At 76.0% G+C, this 23,413-nt stretch carries 19 protein-coding genes; 9 read left to right on the top strand and 10 right to left on the bottom strand.

Annotated elements, in window-relative coordinates; all coding sequences use genetic code 11:
- Positions 1–15: 15 nt before the first annotated feature.
- The 4 genes from AB0J00_RS20250 to AB0J00_RS20235 all read right to left on the bottom strand — a co-directional run bounded on the left by AB0J00_RS20250 (position 16) and on the right by AB0J00_RS20235 (position 3,307).
- Positions 16–810 carry a hypothetical protein gene (locus AB0J00_RS20250; protein ID WP_357748406.1) on the bottom strand — a complete coding sequence of 265 codons (795 nt, stop codon included), beginning with the start codon at positions 808–810 and terminating at the stop codon, positions 16–18.
- Between the two features lie 22 nt (positions 811–832).
- The gene (locus AB0J00_RS20245; protein WP_357748403.1) at positions 833–1,387 is read right to left on the bottom strand and encodes a cysteine hydrolase family protein; all 555 of its coding nucleotides are present in this window, start codon (positions 1,385–1,387) and stop codon (positions 833–835) included.
- 247 nt (positions 1,388–1,634) lie between these two features.
- Positions 1,635–2,414, bottom strand: a complete 780-nt coding sequence (locus tag AB0J00_RS20240) for a hypothetical protein (RefSeq protein WP_357748400.1) — start codon at positions 2,412–2,414, stop codon at positions 1,635–1,637.
- Complete coding sequence (locus tag AB0J00_RS20235) at positions 2,411–3,307, bottom strand: ATP-binding cassette domain-containing protein (RefSeq protein ID WP_357748396.1); 897 nt, start codon at positions 3,305–3,307, stop codon at positions 2,411–2,413. The genes AB0J00_RS20240 and AB0J00_RS20235 overlap by 4 nt, the downstream gene beginning before the upstream one ends.
- 154 nt (positions 3,308–3,461) lie before the next feature.
- On the opposite strand from AB0J00_RS20235, the gene AB0J00_RS20230 reads away from it, so the two are divergent.
- The 4 genes from AB0J00_RS20230 to AB0J00_RS20215 all read left to right on the top strand — a co-directional run bounded on the left by AB0J00_RS20230 (position 3,462) and on the right by AB0J00_RS20215 (position 6,572).
- Positions 3,462–4,757, top strand: coding sequence for a histidine kinase (locus AB0J00_RS20230; RefSeq protein WP_357748394.1), 1,296 nt, complete (start codon positions 3,462–3,464; stop codon positions 4,755–4,757).
- Positions 4,754–5,425 (top strand): response regulator transcription factor, encoded by a 672-nt coding sequence (locus tag AB0J00_RS20225; protein WP_357748392.1) that lies wholly within the window; start codon positions 4,754–4,756, stop codon positions 5,423–5,425. The genes AB0J00_RS20230 and AB0J00_RS20225 overlap by 4 nt, the downstream gene beginning before the upstream one ends.
- Positions 5,426–5,427: 2 nt before the next feature.
- Complete coding sequence (locus tag AB0J00_RS20220) at positions 5,428–5,781, top strand: DUF4326 domain-containing protein (protein ID WP_357748390.1); 354 nt, start codon at positions 5,428–5,430, stop codon at positions 5,779–5,781.
- A 140-nt stretch (positions 5,782–5,921) separates the two neighbouring features.
- Positions 5,922–6,572 (top strand): fibronectin type III domain-containing protein, encoded by a 651-nt coding sequence (locus AB0J00_RS20215; protein ID WP_357748387.1) that lies wholly within the window; start codon positions 5,922–5,924, stop codon positions 6,570–6,572.
- Here AB0J00_RS20215 and AB0J00_RS20210 read toward each other — a convergent pair.
- Entirely contained in the window at positions 6,562–7,185 is a 624-nt protein-coding gene (locus tag AB0J00_RS20210; protein WP_357748385.1) for an antibiotic biosynthesis monooxygenase, read from the bottom strand. The genes AB0J00_RS20215 and AB0J00_RS20210 overlap by 11 nt on opposite strands.
- A 111-nt stretch (positions 7,186–7,296) precedes the next feature.
- On the opposite strand from AB0J00_RS20210, the gene AB0J00_RS20205 reads away from it, so the two are divergent.
- The gene (locus tag AB0J00_RS20205; protein ID WP_357748383.1) at positions 7,297–8,004 is read left to right on the top strand and encodes a M50 family metallopeptidase; all 708 of its coding nucleotides are present in this window, start codon (positions 7,297–7,299) and stop codon (positions 8,002–8,004) included.
- Between the two features lie 133 nt (positions 8,005–8,137).
- A complete protein-coding gene (locus tag AB0J00_RS20200) occupies positions 8,138–13,315 on the top strand; it encodes a SpoIIE family protein phosphatase (RefSeq protein WP_357748380.1) in 5,178 nt (1,725 codons plus the stop codon).
- Between the two features lie 61 nt (positions 13,316–13,376).
- Here AB0J00_RS20200 and AB0J00_RS20195 read toward each other — a convergent pair whose 3' ends face one another.
- Together AB0J00_RS20195 and AB0J00_RS20190 are read right to left on the bottom strand one after the other, a co-directional pair.
- The gene (locus AB0J00_RS20195; RefSeq protein WP_357748377.1) at positions 13,377–15,749 is read right to left on the bottom strand and encodes a glycosyl hydrolase family 65 protein; all 2,373 of its coding nucleotides are present in this window, start codon (positions 15,747–15,749) and stop codon (positions 13,377–13,379) included.
- Complete coding sequence (locus AB0J00_RS20190) at positions 15,746–16,477, bottom strand: beta-phosphoglucomutase family hydrolase (RefSeq protein ID WP_357748376.1); 732 nt, start codon at positions 16,475–16,477, stop codon at positions 15,746–15,748. Before AB0J00_RS20190 ends, AB0J00_RS20195 begins: the two co-directional genes overlap by 4 nt.
- A 241-nt stretch (positions 16,478–16,718) precedes the next feature.
- Between AB0J00_RS20190 and AB0J00_RS20185 the strand changes: the two genes are divergently transcribed.
- Entirely contained in the window at positions 16,719–17,258 is a 540-nt protein-coding gene (locus AB0J00_RS20185) for a YbhB/YbcL family Raf kinase inhibitor-like protein (protein ID WP_357748373.1), read from the top strand.
- A gap of 34 nt (positions 17,259–17,292) precedes the next feature.
- Here AB0J00_RS20185 and AB0J00_RS20180 read toward each other — a convergent pair whose 3' ends face one another.
- The gene (locus AB0J00_RS20180; protein ID WP_357748370.1) at positions 17,293–18,141 is read right to left on the bottom strand and encodes a GNAT family N-acetyltransferase; all 849 of its coding nucleotides are present in this window, start codon (positions 18,139–18,141) and stop codon (positions 17,293–17,295) included.
- A gap of 92 nt (positions 18,142–18,233) precedes the next feature.
- On the opposite strand from AB0J00_RS20180, the gene coaA reads away from it, so the two are divergent.
- Both coaA and AB0J00_RS20170 read left to right on the top strand, forming a co-directional pair.
- Positions 18,234–19,199 (top strand): type I pantothenate kinase, encoded by a 966-nt coding sequence (coaA, locus tag AB0J00_RS20175; protein WP_357748368.1) that lies wholly within the window; start codon positions 18,234–18,236, stop codon positions 19,197–19,199.
- Between the two features lie 175 nt (positions 19,200–19,374).
- On the top strand, positions 19,375–19,569 hold the full coding sequence (locus AB0J00_RS20170; protein ID WP_357748365.1) for a DUF5999 family protein: 195 nt from the start codon (positions 19,375–19,377) through the stop codon (positions 19,567–19,569).
- A gap of 107 nt (positions 19,570–19,676) precedes the next feature.
- On the opposite strand, the gene gcvP is transcribed toward AB0J00_RS20170, so the two are convergent.
- Positions 19,677–22,703, bottom strand: coding sequence for an aminomethyl-transferring glycine dehydrogenase (gcvP, locus tag AB0J00_RS20165; protein ID WP_357748363.1), 3,027 nt, complete (start codon positions 22,701–22,703; stop codon positions 19,677–19,679).
- A gap of 211 nt (positions 22,704–22,914) precedes the next feature.
- Positions 22,915–23,413 (bottom strand): HNH endonuclease signature motif containing protein (locus AB0J00_RS20160; RefSeq protein WP_357748361.1); only part of this gene is annotated, 499 nt, incomplete at its 5' end.

The raw sequence follows: 23,413 nt of genomic DNA, 5'->3' as shown, positions 1-23,413 counted from the left end.
TGCGCGGAGAGGGGGTCACGACCGCCACCCCGCGACCACTGGGTCCCACTGCCCGATCGGCACGCTCACCCCGTGGTCCGTCGGGCACCGCCATCTCGCCGGGCCCTCCTCGGTCGAGCTGGCCCGCATCGGGTGCTCGTGCGCCAGGCACGTGGGCCAGGCGCCGTGCACCTCCTCGATGACCTCGTCCTGCACCTCGCCGGCGAGCGTCGCCACCGCGTCCTCGACGTCCTCGTCCTCGGCCAGCGGCATCAGGTGGATCGTGGTGTGCGGCAGCTCCAGGACGATCCTCGGGAAGTCCAGCTCCCGCTCGCGGAGCTCGACCTCCCCCTCGACGATCCAGATGCCCTGACGAGGTGGACCCGGCCAGTCCGGCGAGACCGTCTCGGTCTCCTGCAGGACGACCTGCCAGGGGACGTCGCGGCCGGCCGCCGCGGTGACGTCCCGGAACACCCGCGGGGCGGCCTGCTCCCACAGCTGCTGCAGCAGCGGCAACCGTGCCCGCCAGTCCGCCATCGCCTGCAGGTCGCGATCGAGCCGCACGCCCGGACCGCTGCGACGATCCCACGCGACCCAGTCGTCGATCTCGTCGGAGAAGGTCGAGGTGTCCAACGGGTCGGCGTCGGTATGGGGCCCGGCGACCTGGATGCGGAAGTCGCCGTAGTTCGCCCACAGACCACCGAACTCGACCGTCAGGCTCCACGGGTCCTCGACGCCTCGCTGCTGCCGCAGTCGGTCGGCCACGTCGCGGAGCGCAGCCTCCCAGTGGTCCCACTCCCCCTGGTCCGGCCAGTCGCTGCGTCCGCTCACCGGCGCATCGTGCCAGTACGACTCAGCCGGTGAAGGTGATCTCGGCGGACGGGGTGACCGCGGCGGTCCTGCCCGGTGCCGCCTGGAACTTCCAGTACAGGTTCGTGTGCGCGATGACCGCGGCCGGCTCCGGCGCACCCCACGCGCTCTTGTCGCCGGTGGTGTGCGCGTCCTCCACCAGCGTCACGTCGTAGCCCCGGGCGAACGCGCCGTGGATGGTCGACCGGATGCACGCGTCGGTCTCGGCGCCGGCGACCACCAGCCGCCCGGCGCCGGCCGCGGCGAGCACCTGCTCCAGGTCGGTGCCCTCGAACGAGTCGCCGTAGGACTTGTGCACCACCGGCTCCCCCTCGGCCGGCGCCAGTTCCGGCACGTACTCCCACTCGGCGCTCCCGCGCACCAGCCCCTCGTCGGAGTGCTGCACCCACACGACCGGCACCCCCTCGGCGCGGGCCCGGTCGACGAGCCCGGCGATCGAGCCGACGACGTCGTCCCTCCGCAGCGCGTCGTCCACGACGCCGTTCTGCACGTCGATCACCACGAGGGCGGTTCCGGTCCGGTCGGTCAGCGTGGTCAAGGCGGGCTCCTCATCCGTCGGGACGGTCGCCGCGGACGCTAGAGCAGACGTCGGACGATTCGGCAGTCCGGCTCCCCTGCCGCGTCATTGCGTTCTTGCTTGTCGATTGTGTTCGACGACCCTGTTGGGGATAACGGCTGAGGTCGATCAGACTCCGGTGACGCGGTGGCGGCCGACGGTACGGCCCCGCGAGCGGAGACCGCCGGTGCCCGCGACCGACGGCGCGTCGCGGGCACCGGCGAGCAGCTCAGCTGATCGACGACCGCTCCACCCGCAACCACCCGGCGGCCATGGGCAGCAGGACCCACAGCGCCGCGGAGGTGGCCACCTGCAGCCAGCCCTGGCCGTCGAGCTCGCCGTCGTACATCGGCGTCGTGGTGGTCGACAGGTCCAGCCAGTCGCGCACCCAGTCCAGCGCGGACACCGCGTTGACCAGGATGGTGAAGGCGATCGGCAGGGCGAAGTAGGTGACGATCGCCAGCGGCGAGCTGAGCAGCAGCAGGCCGAAGGCCACCCCGCCGAGGACGAAGAGCACGTCGACCAGCGCGATCTGGCCGAGCTGGGCCGCGGACGTCGACCAGTCCGCCGCCGTGTCGCCCAGCGCGGGGGTCAGGGCCGTGCCCAGCGCGGCGACCACCCCGGTGGCGACCGCACCCAGCAGGGCGAGCACCACGGCGGCCAGCACCTTGGCGCCCAGCACCCGGGACCGCTGCGGCACCAGGGCGAACGTCTGCAACGCCGTCCGCTGCGACCACTCGCTGGTGACCAGCAGGATGCCCAGCACCGGCAGCAGCACCCCGACCGGCAGCTGCGTCCCGGCCAGGTACATCGCGAACGTCCGGTTCTCCGCGTCGTCGAAGAACAGCTGCAGCGCGACCACCGCCAGCGCGGCCACGCCGATGACCACCAGCAGCCAGCGCCCCGCGCGGGTGTCCCAGCTCTTGCGCAGCTCCACCCGGGTGAGCCGGGCCAGCGACGGCGCGGCGCCGGTCACCGGCGCGGTCCGGTCCAGCGTCGCGGCGGTCATGCCGCCACCTCCTGGCCGGCCGGGGCGGTGAGCGAGCGGAAGAGCTCCTCGAGCCCCTCTCCCCCACCGGGCCGCAGTTCCGTCACGACCGCACCCGCCGCGGCGACCGCCCGCCCGACGGCGTCCACGAGCGCGTCGGCGACCAGCGCGTCACCCTCGCCCGGCCGCCACCCGATGCCGGCCCGCTCGAGCGCCTGCTGCAGCACCGCCCGGTCCGGCCCGCGGACCAGCGTGCCGCGGGCGGCGAGCAGCTCCTCCTTCGCGCCCGAGGCGACCACCCGGCCGCCCGCGACGACGACGAGCTGGTCGGCGACCGCCTCGACCTCGCGCAGCAGGTGCGAGGAGAGCAGCACCGTGCCGCCGCGGTCGGCGAAGCCGCGCAGCAGCCCGCGCATCCAGAAGATGCCGTCGGGGTCCAGGCCGTTGGCCGGCTCGTCGAGCACCAGCACGGGCGGGTCGCCGAGCAGCGCCGTCGCCAGCCCCAGCCGCTGGCGCATGCCCAGGGAGTACTGGCCGACCCGCTTCCCGGGGGCCCGCCCGGTCAGGCCCACGGTCTCCAGCAGCTCGTCGACCCGGGAGCGCGGCACGCCGAGCACGAGAGCGGCGAGGACGAGGACCTCGCGGCCGGTGCGCCCGGGGTGCTGCGCGCCGGCGTCCAGCAGCACACCGACCGTGCGGCCGGCGGCCGGCAGGTCGCGGTAGCGGCGGCCACCGATGGTGGCCGTGCCGCTGGTGGGCAGGGTGAGCCCGCACAGCGCCCGCATGGTGGTGGACTTCCCGGCGCCGTTGGGGCCGAGGAAGCCGGTCACCGTGCCCGGTGGGCAGGTGAAGGACACGTCGTCGACGGCGGCCTGCGTGCCGTACCGCTTGGTCAGGTGCTCGATGCTGATCACGGCGACCACGCTGGCCCGGCCACCCGGCTGCGCACATCGGCCGCCGGTCGGCTCCGGGGACGCCGGCCGGCCGCGGGGACCCCCTACCGAAGTCAGAGGGTGGCATGGCCGGAGGTCGCTGTGCGCGCGGGGTCCCGGCTCGTAGCCTCCTGCTGTGAGCGCACCCACCCGAGCGCGGCTGGCAGGCGTCGACCACCCGTCGTTCATCCCGGCGCACCTGCTGCCGGTGGCCGAGCCGGACCCGCGGGACGGCCGGCACCCCGGCCGGGTGCGCCGGTCGGTGCGCGACTGGGCGGTCGACGTCGGGATCTTCCTGGTCTCGCTGCTGGACGGTCTGGTGCTGCTCGGCACGGCCGCCAGCAACCCCTCCCCGCCCGCCGACGGGCTGCTGTTCGCCGACCTGGTCGCCGGCGTGGTGGCCTGCACCGCCCTGTGGGCCCGCCGCCGGTGGCCGGTGGCGCTGGCCCTGGTGCTCGCCCTCGCCGGGGCGTTCTCCGACACCGCGGGCATCGCGGTGCTCGTCAGCCTGTTCACCGTGGCGGTCCACCGCCGCTGGCCGACCGTGCTGCTGGTCAGCGGGGTGAACCTGGCGTCGTTCGCCGTCTACGTGGTGGTCCGCCCCGACCCCGACCTGCCCGCCTGGGTCTTCGCCGCGCTGGGCACCATGCTGACCGCCGCGGTGGTGGCCTGGGGCATGTTCGTCCGGGCCCGCCGGCAGCTGGTGCTCACCCTGCACGAGCGGGCGGCGCGGGCGGAGGGTGAGCAGCGGCTGCGGGTCGAGCAGGCGCAGCAGTCCGAGCGCACCCGGATCGCCCGGGAGATGCACGACGTCCTCGCCCACCGGCTGTCGCTGCTGAGCATGCACGCCGGCGCGCTGGAGTTCCGCCCGGACGCCCCGCCGGCCGAGGTCGCCCGCGCCGCGGGCGTGGTGCGGGCCAGCGCCCGGCAGGCGCTGGAGGACCTGCGCGAGGTCATCGGCGTGCTCCGCGACGACCCGGACGCCCCCAGCGCCACCCGGCCGCAGCCGACGCTGGCCGACCTGCCCGCCCTGGTCGAGGAGAGCCGCGCGGCCGGGCTGCGGGTGCGCAGCCAGCAGCAGGTACCCGACCCGGCCACCGTGCCCGCCGCGCTCGGTCGCAACGCCTACCGGGTGGTCCAGGAGGCGCTGACCAACGTCCGCAAGCACGCCCCGGGCACCGTCGCCGACGTCCGGGTGACCGGCGCCCCCGGAGCGGGGCTGACCCTGGAGGTGCGCAACCCGGCACCGACCGGCGAGCACCCCGCGCCGCTGCCCGGCGGCGGCACCGGGCTGGTCGGGCTGGCCGAGCGCGTCGCGCTGGCCGGCGGACGGCTCGAGCACGGCCGGACGGCGGACGGTGGGTTCCGGCTGTGCGCCGAGCTGCCGTGGGCGGCTGCGCCGGCGGGGACCCGGACCGGTGAGGGAGCGTGACCGGACCGGTGCGGGTGCTCGTCGTCGACGACGACCCGCTGGTGCGCGCCGCGCTGGCGATGGTGCTCGGCGGCGCGGACGACGTGCTGCTGGCCGGCGAGGCCGCGGACGGCGCGGAGGTGCCGGCCGCGGTCGCCGCGGCGGCCCCGGACGTGGTGCTGATGGACATCCGGATGCCCGGGGTCGACGGGCTCACCGCCACCGAGCGGCTGCAGTCCTCCCCCGGCGCCCCGGCCGTCGTCGTGCTGACCACCTTCGACGCCGACGAGCAGGTGCTCCGCGCGCTGCGGGCGGGCGCCGCGGGCTTCCTGCTCAAGGACACCGCCCCGGCCGCCATCGTGGACGCCGTCCGCCGGGTGGCCGCCGGTGAGCCGATGCTCTCCCCCGCCGTCACCCGCCGGTTGATGGCGCACGTCGCCGGGGCCGAGCCGGCGCCGGCCGCCGACCGGCGCAAGGACCGGGCCGCGGCCCGGCTGGCCACGCTCAGCGACCGCGAGCGGGAGGTGGCCCTGGCCGTCGGCCGCGGGCTGAGCAACGCGCATATCGGCGCGGAGCTGTACCTGAGCGTCGCGACCGTGAAGGCGCACGTGTCCCGGCTGCTGACCAAGCTGGAGCTGACCAACCGGGTGCAGATCGCGCTGCTCACCCACGACGCCGAGCTGGTCTGACCGTGGCGCGCCGGATCCGGCTGTCCCGGGCGCGCGGGTGGCGCAAGCCGCCGGACGCCGTGGTCGTGGCCCGGCCGAGCCGCTGGGGCAACCCCTTCACGATCGCCGACGTGCTCGCGGCGTGCGAGGCGGCCACTCCCGCGGCGGGCCGCGCGCTGGTGGTCGAGCGGTTCGCCGACGCCGTCCGTCGCGGGCCGGACAGCCCCTGGTGGACGCCGGAGCACGCCGACCACCTGGCCTGGATCCGCGCGCACGTGACCGAGCTGGCCGGCCGCGACCTGGCCTGCAGGTGCCCGCTGGACGGCCCGTGCCACGCCGACGTGCTGCTCGACCTCGCCGCCGCTCCCCCTCGTTGAGCGCTTCTGTTTGTCGCGAAAACCCGGCTGAGTTGGGGATAACGGCTGAAGGACACAGCGTCGGGGCAGCTGCCCGGGTCAAGTCCGCGGCCCCACCTGCCGACGATGAGGACGAGGACCGTCGACGTCAGGAGACCGGGTTGGGCAGCACGGCAGGACGACGGGGACGGCTCGGCGCGGTCGGCGCGGCGCTCGCCGCGGGCGGGTTGCTCACCGGGTGCACGGCCACCGGCGACGCGGCGGTCACGCCGGCGGCCGCCACCGCCGCGGCCCCGGCGTCCTCGTGGTTCGTCTCCTCCGGCGGCGGCAGCGACGTCCCGGAGAACCGGACCGGGACGGTCAACGGCCTCGGGGACGACTTCTACGTGCCGCAGCCGCCGCGGCCGGACCTGCGCAACCTCAACGTGCCCTACTCCCCCGTCGGCGTCTCGCCCACGCTGAGCCCGGAGCCGGACGGCTGCGGCGGCGCGACCCGCCCGCGCCGGGTCTCCCCCGGTGTCACGCCGGGCCGGGGGTCCGCGGTGGTCACCTGGCAGGCCTCGGACCAGCCGGAGGTGCTGGGCTACCGGGTCAGCGCGGTCAGCCAGCAGCTGGTCGGCGGCACCCAGCCGGCGCCGGTGCAGCGGACGGTCGACCAGGTCGAGGACTGCCAGCAGCTGTCGGTCACGGTGGCGGGCCTGCAGCCGGGGGTGCCCTACGTGTTCTGGCTGGAGGAGCAGACGGCCAGCAACGTGCGCACGACGGTGCGCTGGGTGCAGGTCGGCACGTCGGACGCCGTCGTCATCGGCTGACGGCGCGGCGGTCGCGGAACCGGCGGCCGGCCAGCCACCACTCCAGCCGCCGGGTGACCCAGGGCAGCAGCAGGTAGGTCATCACCGGGGTGAGGGTGAGCGTCATCGCGGCGACCCGCAGCACCACGTGCACGTCGGCGAGCAGCCGGCCGAGGGTGACCGTGGCGAGCAGGTTGAGCGGGAAGAACACCAGCCAGATGGTGGCCGCCTGCTTCCAGCGGGGCGGCGCCGGCGGGCGGGGGTGCTCGGCCGGCTCGGTGGCGGCCTCGACCGGCGGGTCGAACCACCCCTCGATGCCGGTGCGGCGCTCGGTGCGGGTCACCTCCGCCAGCCCTTGCGCGGAGCCGAGCCACCACCGCCGCTCGGGGCTCGCCTCCCACGCCGCGAGGGTGGCGGGCGAGTCGAACCGGCAGAGCATGTGCCACTCGTCGGCGCCGGAGCGCGGGCGCACCCAGCCACCGCCGAGGAAGCCGGGGAAGCCCTCGGCCAGGGTGAGCCCGGCGCGGATCCACGCCGTCATCTGCACCGCGTGCGCCGGGTCGGCGCGGCGGGTGAAGGAGACGGTCACCGGGAGCGGGGTGTGCTCCTCCACCGAGGCCTCGATCAGCGACATGACCTCAGGATCGTCGGTGGATGTGTCATCCGCATTGCAGAGTCGTAGGCATCTCACCCGGCACGGTGTGGCGCTCGTCGCGTCGTCCCCCGGACCGGTGATGATCGGGCGGTGGAGGCGCTGGACCGGTCCTGGGCACGGGTGAGCGCCCAGGCCCCCGCGCTGCCCGGCTGGCTGCTCGCGCTGAGCGCCGCCGCGGCGCTGCTGCTGGTCCTCTCCCCCCGCCTGTGGCGGCCGGCCCGCACCGCGGTGACGATCGCGCACGAGGGCGCGCACGGGCTGGCCGCGCTGGCCGCGGGCCGCCGGCTGTCGGGCATCCGGCTGCACTCGGACACCTCGGGGCTGACCGTCTCCGCCGGCCGGCCCACCGGCCCGGGGATGGTGCTCACCTGCGCCGCGGGCTACACCGGGCCCGGCCTGTTCGGCCTGGGCGCGGCGGCGCTGCTCGGCGCCGGGTACGCCGTCGGCCTGCTCTGGGTGCTGCTCGGGCTGCTGGCGCTGCTGCTGGTGCAGATCCGCAACTGGTACGGGCTGTGGGCGGTGCTGGTCACCGGAGCGGTGGTGCTCGCCGCCACCTGGTGGCTGCCCGCGGCGGGGCAGGCGGCCTTCGCGCACGCCGTCACCTGGTTCCTGCTGCTGGCCGCCCCGAAGACCGTGCTGGAGCTACAGGCCAAGCGCCGGCGCGGCGCCGCACCGGACTCCGACGCCGACCAGCTGGCCCGGCTCACCCGGCTGCCCGGGCTGTGCTGGGTGGGCGTCTTCCTGCTCGTCGACGTCGGCGCGCTGGTGCTCGGCACGCGGTGGCTGCTGCCGGGGTGACGGTGCTGCCGGTCCGGGACTGCCGGGCCGGCCGCGCTCCACCGGGTGGGACACCGCCGGGGGTGAGAGGATCGACCGGCTGTCGCAGGGCGCAGCACCCATGGTCCGGCACGCAGGAAGAGGCACGAGTCGAGTGGTCGGACGACGTCCGGAGGAGCCGTCGGACCCGCTGTTCACCGGCACCGGCGAGGTCGGCGCCGCGATGGCCCGGCACGACTGGTCGGCCACCCCGGTCGGCCCGCCGTCGACGTGGCCGGCCGAGCTGCGCAACGTCGTGCGCATCCTGCTCACGTCGCGGTTCTCGATGTGGATGGCGTGGGGCCCGCAGCTCGCCTCGTTCTACAACGACGCCTACTGGCGCGACACGCTGCAGTCCAAGCACCCCTGGGCGCTGGGCCGGCCGGCCAGCGAGATGTGGGCGGAGATCTGGCCCGACATCGGACCGCGGATCGAGACGGTGCTGAGCACCGGCGGGGCCACCTGGGACGAGGACCTGCTGCTGTTCCTCGAGCGGCACGGCTACCCGGAGGAGACGTACCACACCTTCTCCTACAGCCCGCTCGGCGGCGGCGGGGGCGAGCGGGCCGACGGCATGCTGTGCGTGGTCACCGAGACCACGCAGCGGGTCGTCGGCGAGCGCCGGATGGCCACGCTGCGCGACCTGGCCGCCGCGGTCACCGCCGCCCGCACCGAGTCCGACGTGCTCTCCGCGGTGGCCGCCCAGCTCGGCCGCAACCCGCGGGACCTGCCGTTCAGCCTCGTCTACCTGCTCGACGAGGACGGCGCCCGGCTCGGTGCCGCGACCGGCATCGCGGCCGGCTCCCCCGCGGCCCCCGACCGCATCGCGGCCGGCGACCCGGACCCCACCTGGCCGGTGGACGGCGCCCGCGCCGGGCGGCCGGTGCTGGTCGAGGACCTCGCCGACCGCGGCTGGTCGCTGCCCGGCGGTGCCTGGGACCGGCCGCCGCACCAGGCGGTGGTCGTGCCGTTCGCCGCCGCCCCCGCGGCGCCCGGCGCGGACGACGACGGCGCGGACGACGACGGCGCGGGTGGCCCGGTCGCCGGGTTCGTGGTCGTCGGGCTCAACCCGCACCGGCGGCTGGACGACGCCTACACCGGGTTCCTGCAGCTGGTCGCCGGCCAGGTCGGCGCCGGGCTGGTCAACGCCGGCAGCTACGAGGCGGAGCGGCGCCGCGCCGAGGCGCTGGCCGAGCTGGACCGCGCCAAGACCGACTTCTTCTCCAACGTCAGCCACGAGTTCCGCACCCCGCTGACGCTGATCACCGGCCCGCTGGCGGAGCTGCGCAGCTCCCCGGCGATCGCCGCCGACGACGCCGCCCGCACCGAGCTCGCGGTCATCGAGCGCAACGCGCAGCGGCTGGGCCGGCTGGTCAACACGCTGCTGGACTTCTCCCGCCTGCAGGCCGGCCGGCTCACCGCCCGGTTCGAGCCGGTCGACCTGGCCGCCGCGACCGCCGAGCTGGCCAGCGTCTTCCGGTCCGCCGTCGAGCGCGCCGGGCTGCGGCTGACCGTCGACGCCCCGCCGCTGCCGCAGCCGGTGTTCGTCGACCGGGAGATGTGGGAGAACGTCGTCCTCAACCTGCTGTCCAACGCGCTGAAGTTCACCTTCACCGGGGGCATCACGGTGCGGCTGCAGGCCGCGGACGACGCCGCGGTGCTGACCGTGAGCGACACCGGCACCGGCATCCCGGCCGACGAGCTGCCCCGGCTGTTCGAGCGCTTCCACCGGGTGGAGCGGGCCCGGTCCCGCTCCGGTGAGGGCAGCGGCATCGGCCTGGCGATGGTCCGCGAGCTGCTGGCCCTGCACGGCGGCACCATCGCCGCCGACAGCCGGGCCGGCCGGGGCACCACCTTCACCGTGCGGGTGCCGCTGGGCTCCGCCCACCTGCCCGCCGAGCAGGTCGCCGACGGCGACGACGGGGCGGCTCCCCCGGCCGGCATCAGCGCGGCGGCCGAGCCGTTCGTCTCCGAGGCGCTGCGCTGGCTGCCCGCGGACGACGCGGCGGGCAGCACATCGGACGGCAGGACGCCCGACGGCGCTCCCCCCGCGCGCACCGACCCGCTGGGCCGCGCCCCCGGCCGGGTGCTGGTCGCCGACGACAACGCCGACATGCGCGACTACGTGCAGCGCCTGCTCGCGCAGCGGTACACCGTGGAGGTCGTGGCCGACGGGCAGGCGGCGCTGGAGGCCGTGCGCGCCGACCCGCCGGACCTGGTGGTCAGCGACGTGATGATGCCGCGGCTGGACGGCATGCAGCTGCTGGCCGCGCTGCGCGCCGACAGCCGCACCGAGCGGGTGCCGGTGCTGCTGCTGTCGGCGCGCGCCGGGCAGGAGGCCGCGGTCGAGGGGCTCGCCGCCGGCGCCGACGACTACCTGGTCAAGCCGTTCGCCGCCCGCGAGCTGCTGGCCCGGGTCGGCGCGCACGTGGAGCTGGGCCGGGTGCGCCGGGAGGCCGAGGAGCGGTTCACCGCCATGGCGGACCTCGCGCCGGCGCTGATCTGGGTCGCCGACGCCGACGGCCGGCGGGTGCTGCTCAACGCGGGCTGGCGGGAGTTCACCGGCTCGGGCCCCGACGAGGACCGGGCCGGCCGCTGGCAGGACGGGCTGCACCCCGACGACCGCGACCGGTACCTGGCCGTGGTCGCCGCGGCGAGCGCCGAGCGCCGCCCGTGGGAGGTGGAGTACCGGCTGCGCCGGGCCGACGGCGCCTACCACTGGCTGCTGGAGCGGGCCGTGCCGCTGGACGGCGGGCAGGGCGGGCACGTCGGCGCGTGCACCGACATCAACGCCCGCTACCGGGAGAGCCAGCGGCAGGCGCTGCTGGCCGAGGTGGGTGCCGCGCTGGACCGGGCCGAGGGCGTGACCGGGCAGCTGGCGGCGCTGGCCCGGCTGCTCGTGGACAGCCGGCTGGCCGACGTGTGCGACGTGCGGCGCGTCGGTGACGACGGCCGGCTGCGGCGGGAGGCCGCCGCCGCCCTCGACCCGGTCACCGAGGCGGTGCTGACCTCGCTGGACGAGGACACCTACGCCGCGCGGCAGGCGGTGGCGACGGGCCGGGCGGTGCTGCAGGTGCAGGTCCCCGACGTCGAGCGGACCGGCCCGGCGTACACCGACCCCGCGCTGGCCACCCGCCGCCGGGAGCTGGCGGTCACCTCGGCGATGTCGGTGCCGCTGGTCGTGCGCGGGCGGGTGCTCGCCGTCCTCGGGCTGGGCCGTCGCTTCGACGCGCCGGGGCTGACCGACGACGACGTCACGCTGGCCGGCGAGATCGCCGCCCGCGCCGCGCTGGCGCTGGACAACGGCCTGCTGCTCACCGAGGAGCGGGCCAGCGCCGCCCGGCTGGCGCTGCTGCAGCGGGCCACCGCCGCGCTGTCGGCCGCCACCACCCCCGACCAGGTGGCCGCCGCCGCGGCCCGGCACGTGCGCGACCTGCTGGGCCCCTCCTGCCGGGTGTCGGTCTTCGAGCTCGACGAGGACCGGCGGACGCTGGTCTCCCTGGGCCGCAGCGGGCACGACCCCGGTACGGCGGAGTGGAGCCGGGTGCCGCTGTCCGCGCCCGGTGCGCTCACCGAGGCGGTGGCGACCCGGCAGCCGGTCTGGGTGGACGGCACGCCCGGCAGCGGCCGGCCCACCCCCGGTGAGGTCGAGCAGCTGGCGGAGCTGGGGCTGCAGGGTGCGGCGGACCTGCCGCTGCACGCGGGCGGGCGGGTGACCGGTGTGCTGGGCGTCGGGCTGCCCACCCCCGCCCCGCTCGGCCCGACCGAGCGCGCGACGCTGCTCGCGCTGGCCGAGCAGTGCGCCCTGGCGCTGGACCGGGCCCGGCTCTTCCGCGCCCAGCGGCGGATCGCCGAGACGCTGCAGCGCAGCCTGCTCCCCCAGCAGCTGCCCCAGCTGGACCGGCTGGCGCTCGCCGCGCGGTACGTGCCCGGCGCGGAGGGCAGCCAGGCCGGCGGCGACTGGTACGACGTCGTCGAGCTCGACAGCTCCCGGGTCGCGGTCGCCGTCGGCGACGTCGTCGGCCAGGGCCCCGCCGCGGCGGCCGTGATGGGCCAGCTGCGCAGCGTCCTGTCGACCGCGCTGCTGTCCGGTTGCGGCCCGGCCGAGGCGCTGGAGCTGCTCGACCGGTTCGCCGCCCGCGTGCCCGGGGCGCTCGCCTCGACCGCGGCGTGCCTGGTGCTGGACTGGTCCGCCGGCGAGGTCCGCTGGGCGCGGGCCGGCCACCTGCCGCCGCTGCTGGTCACCGCGGACGGCGCGCGCCTGCTCGAGGGGGCCGGCGGGGGCACCGTGCTGGGCGTCCCGGGCCGCCGCCCCTACACCGAGGGCCACGCCCCCGTCGGGCCGGGCAGCACCCTGCTGCTCTACACCGACGGGCTGGTCGAGCGCCGCCGGGAGACCCTCGATGCCGGGCTGGACCGGCTCACCGGGTCCGCGGCCCGGCACGCCGGCGACGCGCCGGAGGCGCTGGCGTCCGCCCTGCTGGCGGAGCTGCTGGCCGACACCGACCAGCCGGACGACGTGGCGCTGATCGCGGTGCGGCTCATGCCCCCGGCGCTGGACGCGCGGGTGCCGGCCGACGCCCGCGAGCTGTCCCGGGCCCGGCGCGCGGTCCAGGCATGGGCGGAGGCGGCCGCGCTGCCCCCCGACCTCGCCGAGGACCTGCAGCTGGCGTTCGGCGAGGCGCTGGCCAATGCCGTGGAGCACGCCTACCGCGGGCAGCGGGCCGGGGAGGTCGCCTACACGGTGAGCCGGACCGCCGCCGGTGACGTCGACGTGTGCATCACCGACTCCGGCGTCTGGCGGCCGGTGCCGGCCGACCGCGGCTTCCGCGGCCGCGGGCTGGAGATGATCGCGGTGCTCACCACGGACCTGGACCTCCGCCCCGGGCCGGCCGGTGGCACCGCCGTGCACTTCCGGCTGCCCGCCGCACCGGTCCCGTCGGCCACCCCGCCGGCGTCCGGTCCCGGCGCGGGCGACGCGACGGACGACGGCGCGGACCTGCGGGTCGACGGCGCTCGGCTGGTGCTCACCGGCACGCTGGACCTCGGGTCGGTCGACGCGCTGCGGCCCCGGCTGCTGGCCGCGCTGCCCGGCGACGGGCAACTGGTCACGCTGGACCTGCGCGGGGTCGGCTACCTGGCCAGCGCCGGGGTGGGGCTGCTGCTGGAGACCACCGCGCAGGTGCGCGCGGGCGGGGGCGGCGTCCGGGTGCTCGTCACGCCCGGCAGCCTGCCCGCCCGCGTGCTGGACGTGACCGCGCTCAGCGACGTCCTGGGCGTCGCCCCGGAGTGAGGGTCCGCGTGCAGGGTCCCGCGCCGGGCCTGCGAGGCGCGGGGGGCGCGGGGGTCGTCGCTCAGTCGCTCTCCGGGCGGAACCGCCGGCGGGGCGCCGCGTGCGGGGGCTGGCGCACCGGCTCCACCTGCGGCGGCGGCGGGACGTCCCGCACCACCGGCTCGACGCCGACCGTCAGCGGCTCCCCGTGGTGGCGGATCTCCAGCGGCCGGTCGCCGTAGACCAGCCGGTAGGTGGCCCGGTCGCCCTCGACGGTGACCGCCAGGCAGCTGCCCCGGAACACCACGCGGAAGGCCAGCCGGCGCAGCCGCGGGGGCAGCCGGGGCGAGAAGGACAGCTGCCCGTCGTGGTCCCGCATGCCGCCGAACCCGGCCACCGCGACCGTCCAGCCGCCGGCGAGCGAGGCGATGTGCAGCCCGTGCCCGCTGTTGCCGTGCAGGTTCTGCAGGTCGGTGAGCGAGGCCTCGGCCCAGTAGTCGTAGGCCAGCTGCAGGTGCCCGGTCTCCGCCGCGACCACGGCCTGCTGCGCCGCCGACAGTGAGGAGTCCCGGACGGTGCGGGCCTCGTAGTAGGCGAAGTCGGCGATCTTCTCCTCGAGGGTGAACGCGTCGCCGCGCAGGTGCAGGGCCATCACCAGGTCGGCCTGCTTGACCACCTGCTTGCGGTAGATGTCGAAGTAGGGGAAGTGCAGCAGCAGCGGGTACTGGTCGGGCCGGGTGCCGGCGAAGTCCCACTCCTCGTGGTGGGTGAAGCCCTCCGACTGCTCGTGCACGCCCAGGTGCTCGTTGCGCGGGACCCGCATCGCGTCGGCGGCGCGGGTCCACAGGTCGACCTCGTCCTCCCCCACCTGCAGCCGGCCGGCGGTCTCCGGCTGCCGGCGCACGGCGGCGACCGCCTCGCTCAGGTTCCGCTGGGCCATCAGGTTCGTGTAGACGTTGTTGTCGACGATCGCGTCGTACTCGTCCGGGCCGGTGACCCCGTCGATGCGGAACCCGTCACCGGGGTCGAAGTGGCCCAGCGACGCCCACAGCCGCGCCGTCTCCACCAGCAGCTCGGTGCCGTACTCGCGGTCGAAGGTCTCGTCGCAGGTGGCCCACCAGTAGCGGGCGACGGCGTCGGCGATGTCGGCGTTGACGTGGAAGGCCGCCGTCCCGGCCGGCCAGTAGCCCGAGCACTCCTCGCCGCGGATGGTGCGCCAGGCGAACGCCGCCCCCGCGTGGCCGAGCACCCGGGCCCGGTCGCGGGCCATGTCCAGGGTCGAGTGCCGCCAGATGAGCGCGTCCCGGACCGCGCCGGGCGCGGTGTAGGTGAGCACCGGCAGCACGTAGGTCTCGGTGTCCCAGAAGGTGTGCCCGTCGTAGCCATCACCGGTGAGCCCCTTGGCCGGGATGGGCTGCCGCTCGGCGCGCAGCCCGGCCTGCAGGACGTGGAACATGCCCACCCGCACGGCCTGCTGCAGCTCGTCGTCGCCGTCGATCTCGACGTCGGCCTCGTCCCAGTGCTGGTCCAGCAGCTCGCGCTGCTCGCGCAGCAGGCGCTCCCAGCCGGCGAGCTTCGCCGTCGCCAGCGCTCCCTCCACCTGGTCGCGGACGGCGGCGGCCGAGCGCCGCGAGGACCAGCCGTAGGCCAGGTACTTCACGATCCGCAGCTTCGACCCGGCCGGCAGCCGGGCGGCGAGCGTGTACCGGGCGAGGTCCGGGCTGACCTCGAGGTCCTCCGACGCGGTGTCGGGAATCTCGACGTCGTGGTCCATGCCCGCGGCCATCCGCAGCCGGCTGCGCTTGGTCTGGTGCACCAGCACGGCGTGCCGGCCGCGGCCGACGTGCAGCTCGGGCTCCAGCGGCCGGCGCAGCGCCGAGGCCACCCGCGGGTCGCCGGAGTCGGAGGTGTTGACCGACTCGTTGGCCAGCAGGTCCGACTGCAGCGCCACGTACAGGTCGCCCTGGTCGTCGGTGCACTCGACCTCGTACTCGATGGCCGCGATGGAGCGGCGGGTCAGCGACACCAGCCGGGTGCTGGTCACCCGCACCTGCCGGCCGCTGGGCCCCCGCCACTCGGTGACCCGGCGCAGCACGCCGTCGCGCAGGTCGAGGGTGCGGCGGTGCTCCAGCGCGTGGCCGTACTGCAGGTCCAGCGGGGTGTCGCCGACCAGCAGCCGGATGAGCTTGCCGTCGGTGACGTTGACGATCGTCTGCCCCTGCTCGGGGAAGCCGTAGCCCCCCTCGGCGTAGGGCAGCGGCCGCTCCTCGAAGAAGCCGTTGAGGTAGGTGCCGGGGACGACGACCGGCTCGCCCTCCTCCAGCGTGCCGCGCATCCCGATGTGCCCGTTCGCCAGGGCGAACACCGACTCGTTGACCCCCAGCGAGGCCAGGTCGACGCCCTCGGCGGTCAACGACCAGGGCTCGACGGAGAAGTGCGCGCGGCCCTCCGTCACCGGCCCTCCTCCAGCAGCTGCGCCAGGTCGGTGACGACGACGTCCGCGCCGTTCTCCCGCAGCTCCGCGGCGTGCCCTACCCGGTCGACCCCGACCACGAACCCGAAGCCGCCCGCCTTCCCGGCGGCGACACCGGACGTCGCGTCCTCGAAGACGACCGCCTGCTCCGGAGCCACGCCCAGCGCCCGGGCGCCGGCCAGGAAGCTGTCGGGTGCCGGCTTCCCGCGCAGGCCCTCACGGGCGAGCGTCAGGCCGTCGACCCGGGCGTCGACGAGGTCGGCGAAGCCGCCGGCGGCCACCACCTGCTCACCGTTGGCCGAGGCGGTGACCACGGCGACGGCCAGGCCGGCGTCCCTGACCGCGCGGAGGTACCGCATCGATCCCTCGTAGACCTGGACGCCGTGCTCGTCGAGCTCCTGGAGCACCAGCTGGTTCTTGCGCGTGGCGATGCCGCTGACGGTCGCGGCGTCCGCCGGGTCGCCGTCGCTGCCCTCGGGCAGCGTGATGCCCCGGCTGGTGAGGAAGTCGCGGACGCCGTCCTTGCGCGGCCTGCCGTCGACGAAGCGGTTGTAGTCGTCCTGGGTGAACTCCCCCGCCCCCGGGTCGCGGGCGCGCAGGAACTCGTCGAAGGTCCGCTTCCAGGCGGCCTGGTGCACGACCGCGGTGCGGGTGAGCACACCGTCGAGGTCGAACAGGCAGGCCCGGATGTCATCGGGGAGTCCCAGCACGTGCGACACGCTACGGCCAGGAGCCGACAGGTTCTCGCCGGGCCGCGTCGCTGCCGGCGCCCGCAGGGCGCCCTCCCCCACGGACGACGGTGTCCGAGCGCCAAGTTGGGGATAACGGTGGAACATGGAGCGGGAGACCGCTGGCCAGGCGGTTCCCGGTCGGGATGCCTAGGGTCGGCGACGGCGCGGCGCCCGCTGCGTCCCCGGCAGCCGCCGGGTCCCGGACCGCAGGAGATCCCGCATGGCCGGTCGTCCGACCCCGCCCAACCCCTACGACTTCCTCCCCCAGGTCCCCTCGTTCGAGCTGACCAGCACCGACATCGCCGACGGTGAGCGGCTGCCCGCCCCGCACACCAGCGGCGCGATGGGCGTGCCCGGCGGCGAGGACCGCTCCCCGCAGCTCCGCTGGTCCGGCTTCCCGGCGGAGACCAAGGGCTTCGCCGTCACCGTCTACGACCCCGACGCGCCCACCGGGTCGGGGTTCTGGCACTGGGCGGTGGCCGGCATCCCCGCATCGGTGACCGAGCTGCCCAGCGGCGCGGCCGAGGGCGGCCTGCCCGAGGGCGCGGTGCAGCTGCGCAACGACGCCGGCTTCCCCGGGTTCGTCGGCGCCGCCCCGCCGGCCGGCCACGGCCCGCACCGCTACTACGTCGTGGTGCACGCGCTGGACACCGACGACCTGGGCGTGCCGGCCGAGGCCACCCCTGCCTACCTCGGCTTCAACCTGTTCACCCACACGCTGGCCCGCGGCACGATCGTCGCGACGTACGACGTCGAGTGAGCCACCGGCCCGTCGGGGCGCGTGCCCCGGCGGGTCACCCGGCGGGCGGGCGCTCGGCGACGCAGGTGGTCGCGACCCGGGCGAACCCGGCCCGCTCGTAGACGCGGGCGACGTCGTCGTCACCGGCGGAGAGGAACACCAGGTCGGCGGTCTGCCGGGCGTGCTCGGCCAGCGCGGAGGTGAGCCCCGCACCCAGGCCGCGGCCCCGGTAGCGGGGCAGCGTGGCCACCCCCACCACCTCGCTGGTCTCCTCGCCGTCGACGGTCACCGGCTGGTGGGCGCCGACGGCGACCGGCTCGCCGTCCTCGACGGCCACCATCAGCACGGTGCGCCCGGACGCCACCCGCTCGCGCAGCACCGCCGTCGGCGGCACCTCGGCCGGGCCCGGGTCGGCGGCCGCGACCGCGGGCACGCCGTCCGGCTGCTCCTGCCGGGCGGTCCGCGCGGCGACGGTGCCGGGCTGGGCGAAGGCCAGCTGGGTGAGCCGCTCGTACAGCCCGAGCCTGGGGTCGTCGGCGCCGACGAGGAACAGCCGGACGCCGGCGGGCAGGGTCACCTCGACCGGGTCGGCGGCCACCAGCAGCGGCAGCTCCTCCACGGTGAGCCCGGCGGCGCGGGCGACCGCGGCCAGCCCGTGGCACCGGTCGCCGAGCCACTCCAGGGACGCCGGCAGCCCGGCCCGCTCCTGCAGCGCCACGGCGGCCCGGACGTCGGCCACCTGCACGTCCCGCTCCGCGCCGGGGCGCGGGCGGGCGGGGTGCGGCCACTCCGGCGGGCCCAGCGGCACCTGCAGCGGGCCCACCTGCTCGATCCGGGCCTCACCGAGCGGCGCGGCGGCGAAATAGCGCTCGATCCGGTCCAGCACCCCGGTCACGGACGACACGCCCCGGACCCTAGCGACCCTCACGCCGGGAACGGGAGGTCCGCCCGGCCGGACCCACCCGCCCGAGGGGGTGAGCGGGGGCAGACGGCACCATGGGCGGTGTGACGGCCGGTACGCGAGCGCAGATCTCGCCCTTCACCGCCTTCGACCGCGCGTCGTGGCGGGCCCTCGCAGCCGGCGACGAGCTGCCGCTGTCCGCCGCCGACCTGCGCGCGCTGGCCACCCTGGGCGATCCGATCGACCTCGACGAGGTCACCACCGTCTACCTGCCGCTGGCCCGGCTGCTGCACCTGCACGTGACGGCCAGCCGCCGGCTGTGGGCGGCGCAGACGGAGTTCCTCGGCCAGGAGACGGCCAAGGTGCCGTTCGTCATCGCCGTGGCCGGCAGCGTCGCCGTCGGCAAGAGCACCACCGCCCGGCTGCTGCGGGCGCTGCTGGCGGCCGCTCCCGACACCCCGCGGGTCGACCTGGTGACCACCGACGGGTTCCTGCTGCCCAACGCGGTGCTCGAGGAGCGCGGCATCCTCGACCGCAAGGGCTTCCCGGAGAGCTACGACCGGCGGGCGCTGCTGCGCTTCCTGGCCGACGTGAAGTCCGGCCGGCCGGAGGTCAGCGCGCCGACCTACTCGCACCAGTCCTACGACGTGGTACCCGGGGAGCGGCAGGTGGTCGACTCCCCCGACGTCCTCGTGCTCGAGGGCCTCAACGTGCTGCAGGCCGGCGGCGGGCACGGCGACGGCCGGGTGCCGGAGGTCTTCCTCTCGGACTTCTTCGACTTCTCCGTCTACGTCGACGCCGCCGAGGGCGACATCGAGCAGTGGTACGTGGAGCGGTTCCTGGCGCTGCGGCGCACCGCGTTCGCCGACACCGCCGCCTACTTCCACCGGTTCGCCGACCTCACCGACGAGGAGGCGGTGCGCACCGCCCAGGGCATCTGGACGGCGGTCAACGAGCCCAACCTGCGGCAGAACATCGCACCGACCCGGTCGCGGGCCCGGCTGGTGCTGCAGAAGTCCGCCGACCACTCGGTGCGCCGGGTGCTGCTGCGCAAGCTCTGAGCCGCGCTGCTCCGCGGGGACCCGGCCCGGGCCACCCAGGGCGGTGGTTGCCGAACCCGGAGGGGTGACTTCGTCAGGTCGCACCGGTCCCCCGCGGTGTGAGGTGGCGCACACTCGGTCCGCCCCGCACGGACGCGGGTCCCCCACCACGGGGGACGGACACCAGGAGACCAGCATGTGCGCCCACCCCCTCCCCTGCCCCGCCGCCGACGCCGACGACCGCGTCCTCGCCCGGCCGGTGAGCCGGCACCCCGAGCAGGGCTGGACCCTGCTGTGCAACGGCGTCGTCCTGTTCGACGACGACAGCGAGCTGCTCCCCGACGGCCGGGTGCTGACCCGCCCGTGGACGCTGGCCGGCGCCTCGGCCTGATCGTTCGTCCGCGCACCACGGCCCTTGAGCCCGCATCGCGTTGGGGATAACGGCGACCGTCCGACCGGACGGATCCGCCGCCCCGCCGTTGGGCGCGGCGTGGGCCGTCAGGCCGGGGCGCTGACCACGTCGCGCGTCGTCCCCAGGTCGTCGGGTGCGCCCTCGGCCCGGTCGGGCGTGCTGACCGCCGCGGGCAGCGGCTCCTCGAACGCCTCGGGCGCCGGGCAGGAGCAGACCAGGTTGCGGTCGCCGTGGGCGCCGTCGATGCGCCGGACCGGCGCGAGGTACTGCCGGTCGGTCAGCCCGGGCAGCGGGTGGACGGCGACGTCGCGCGGATAGGGCCGCGCCCACTCCCCCGCCAGCATCTTCAGCGTGTGCGGCGCGTTGCGCAGCGGGTTGTCGGTGCTGTCGTACTCGCCGGTGGCGACCTTCTCGATCTCCGCGCGGATGGCGACCATCGCGTCGACGAAGCGGTCGAGCTCGGCCTTGTCCTCGCTCTCGGTCGGCTCGACCATCAGCGTGCCGGCCACCGGGAAGCTCATCGTGGGCGCGTGGAAGCCGAAGTCGATGAGCCGTTTGGCGATGTCGTCGTTGGTGACGCCGGTTGCCTTGGTGAGCGGCCGGACGTCGAGGATGCACTCGTGGGCGACCAGGCCGTTCTCGCCGGTGTAGAGCACCGGGTAGTGCGGTCGGAGCCGCTCGGCCAGGTAGTTGGCGGCGAGGATCGCGTGCTCGGTGGCCCGCAGCAGCCCGTCGGGGCCCATCAGCCGCAGGTAGGCCCAGGAGATGGGCAGGATCCCGGCCGAGCCGAACGGCGCCGCGGACACCGCCGGCCCCTGGCCACCGGTCTCGACCAGCGGGTGGCCGGGCAGGAAGGGCACCAGGTGGTCGCGGACGCCGATCGGGCCGACGCCAGGGCCGCCGCCGCCGTGCGGGATGCAGAAGGTCTTGTGCAGGTTGAGGTGGCTGACGTCGGAGCCGAACTTCCCCGGCCTGGCCAGGCCGACGAGGGCGTTGAGGTTGGCGCCGTCGACGTAGACCTGGCCGCCGGCGTCGTGCACCGCACCGCAGATCTCCTGGATGTCGGTCTCGAAGACCCCGTGCGTCGACGGGTAGGTGATCATCAGGGCGGCGAGCCGGTCCGCGTGCTGCGCGACCTCGGCGCGCAGGTCGGCGAGGTCGACGTTGCCGGCCTCGTCGCAGGCGACCACGACCACGCGCATGCCGGCCATCACCGCGCTGGCGGCGTTCGTGCCGTGGGCGGAGCTCGGGATGAGGCAGACGTCGCGCCGGGTCTCCCCGCGGGAGGCGTGGTAGCCGCGGATGGCGAGCAGCCCGGCGAACTCGCCCTGCGAGCCGGCGTTGGGCTGCACGCTGACCGCGGCGTAGCCGGTGACCTCGGCGAGGCCCGCGCAGAGCTCGTCGATCAGCTGCCGGTAGCCGCGGGTCTGGTCGGCCGGGGCGAACGGGTGGATGCCGGCGAACTCCGGCCAGGTGATGGCGGCCATCTCGGTGGCGGCGTTGAGCTTCATGGTGCAGGAGCCCAGCGGGATCATCGTGCGGTCCAGCGCGAGGTCCTTGTCGCTGAGCCGGCGCAGGTAGCGCAGCATCGCCGTCTCGGAGCGGTGCGCCGAGAACACCGGGTGGGTGAGGAACCGCGTCCTCCGGCGCAGGGCGGCCGGGAACGAGGGGTCGCCGGCCTCGCTGAGCGCGCTGTCGTCGGCGGTCACCCCGAACGCCTCGGCGACCAGGCGCAGCGCGGCGGGGGTGGTCGTCTCGTCGCAGGCGACGGCGACGGTGTCGGCGTCCACGCGCCGCAGGTTGATCCGCCGCTCGGCGGCGGCGGCGACCACATCGGCCGCGCGGCCGGGCACCGCGACGGTGAGGGTGTCGAAGAAGTCCTCGTGCACGAGCTGCAGGCCCCCGGTGCGCAGCCAGCCGGCGAGCACCTGGGCGCTGCGGTGGACGCGGGCGGCGATCGCGGTCAGCCCCTCGGGACCGTGGTAGACGGCGTAGGCGCCGGCCATGACGGCGAGCAGCACCTGGGCGGTGCAGATGTTGCTGGTCGCCCTCTCCCGGCGGATGTGCTGCTCACGGGTCTGCAGGGCGAGCCGGTAGGCGACGTCGCCGTCGGCGTCGACGGAGACGCCGACCAGCCGGCCGGGGAGCTGGCGGGCCAGCCCCTCGCGGACGGACAGGTAACCGGCGTGCGGGCCGCCGTAGCCCAGCGGGACGCCGAAGCGCTGGGTGGTGCCGCAGACGACGTCGGCGCCCCACTCCCCCGGGGCCTCGAGCAGGGTCAGGGCAAGGAGGTCGGCGGCGACGACGACGGCCGCGCCGGCCTCGTGCGCGGCGACGGCCAGCGCCCGGTGGTCGCGGACGGCGCCACTGGCGCCGGGCTGGCTGAGGAGCACGCCGAAGGCGCCGGCGTCGGGGAGGTCAGTGGGCCAGCCGGCGGAGAGGTCGGCGACGTGCAGCGCGATGCCGAGCGGTTCGGCGCGGGTCCGCAGGACGGCGAGCGTCTGCGGGAGGGTGTCGGCGTCGACGACGAACACGGCGTCGGGCGAGACCTTGCCCCGGCCTGCGCCGCCGCCGGCCCGGCGGACCAGGGTCATCGCCTCGGCGGCGGCGGTGGCCTCGTCGAGGACGGAGGCACCGGCGACCGGCAGGCCGGTGAGGTCGGCGACCATCGTCTGGAAGTTGATGAGCGCCTCGAGGCGGCCCTGGCTGATCTCGGGCTGGTACGGGGTGTACGCGGTGTACCAGGCGGGGTTCTCCAGGATCGTGCGCTGGATGACCGCGGGGGTGACCGTGCCGGAGTAGCCGAGGCCGATCATCGAGGTGAAGACCTCGTTGGCGTCGGCGCGCTCGCGCAGGGCGGCGAGGACGGCGGCCTCGTCGGCGGCGGCGGGGAGGTCCAGCGGCGTGCGGTCGCGGACGCTGTCCGGGACGGCGGCGTCGACCAGGGAGGCCAGCGACGGGTGGCCGACGACTGCGAGCATGTCCGCGGTGTCCGCCGGCCGGGGACCGATGTGCCGGGCGGCGAACGAGCCGCTCGGGAGGAGGTCGGCGAGCGCGGGCAGCGACCCGGTCAGGGGCGCGGAACCGTCCGGACGAGCTGTGCGATCGGCCACTGTGCGGACGTTACCAGCGATGCCTTCCACCTCCCGGAATCCCACTGGACGTCACCTCTGCCCTTCCGACCAGGGGCTCCGCGGCGCGCGCCCGCCCAGTCGCCAGGGGCGGGTCCGCGGTGAGCGGCCGGGCACCCGGGCCGCCCCGTCCGGGTCGCGAGGCAGGCTCGCGCCCGGACAGGTGGCCGGCCGTGTGTCCCCGGGTTGCGGGTCAGAAGGGCGGTGGATCGTCCGCCGGATCGATCGGTGGGCTCTCCGGCGATGGCGGTCGTCCAGCATCTGGCGGTGGGTCGGGTGCCCGGACGCGCATGCCCGGTGGCCGGGTGGTGCGGGTGACCCCGCTGGGTGTGGTGACCGTGAGCGTCCCGTCATCGGTCATGGTGAACCGCCAGCCGGGGGCGAAGGTCTTCAAGCGGTGGTGGCTGCGGCACAGGCAGCACAGGTTGGTGCAGTCGGTCGTGCCACCGCAGGAGTGGGCGATCACGTGGTCCAGGTCCGCCCAGCCCACGCGCTGGCCGCAGTTGGGGAACCGGCAGCGCCGGTCGCGGGTGGTCACGAACGCCCGCTGCTTCGCGGTCGGCGCGTAGGCGCTGGTCTCCGGCGGCGGCCCGAGCACCGCGCACCCACAGGCGGTGTCCGGGTGGTCGGGGCAGCCGCGCTTGACCAGCCGCTCCAGCTCCGCCGCGGTCACCGTGGCCAGGAGCTCCCCG

This window comes from Modestobacter sp. NPDC049651, assembly GCF_040659695.1.
Taxonomy (GTDB): domain Bacteria; phylum Actinomycetota; class Actinomycetes; order Mycobacteriales; family Geodermatophilaceae; genus Modestobacter.
Note: the sequence above shows the minus strand (reverse complement) of the source record. Positions and strands in the feature narration are given on the sequence as shown.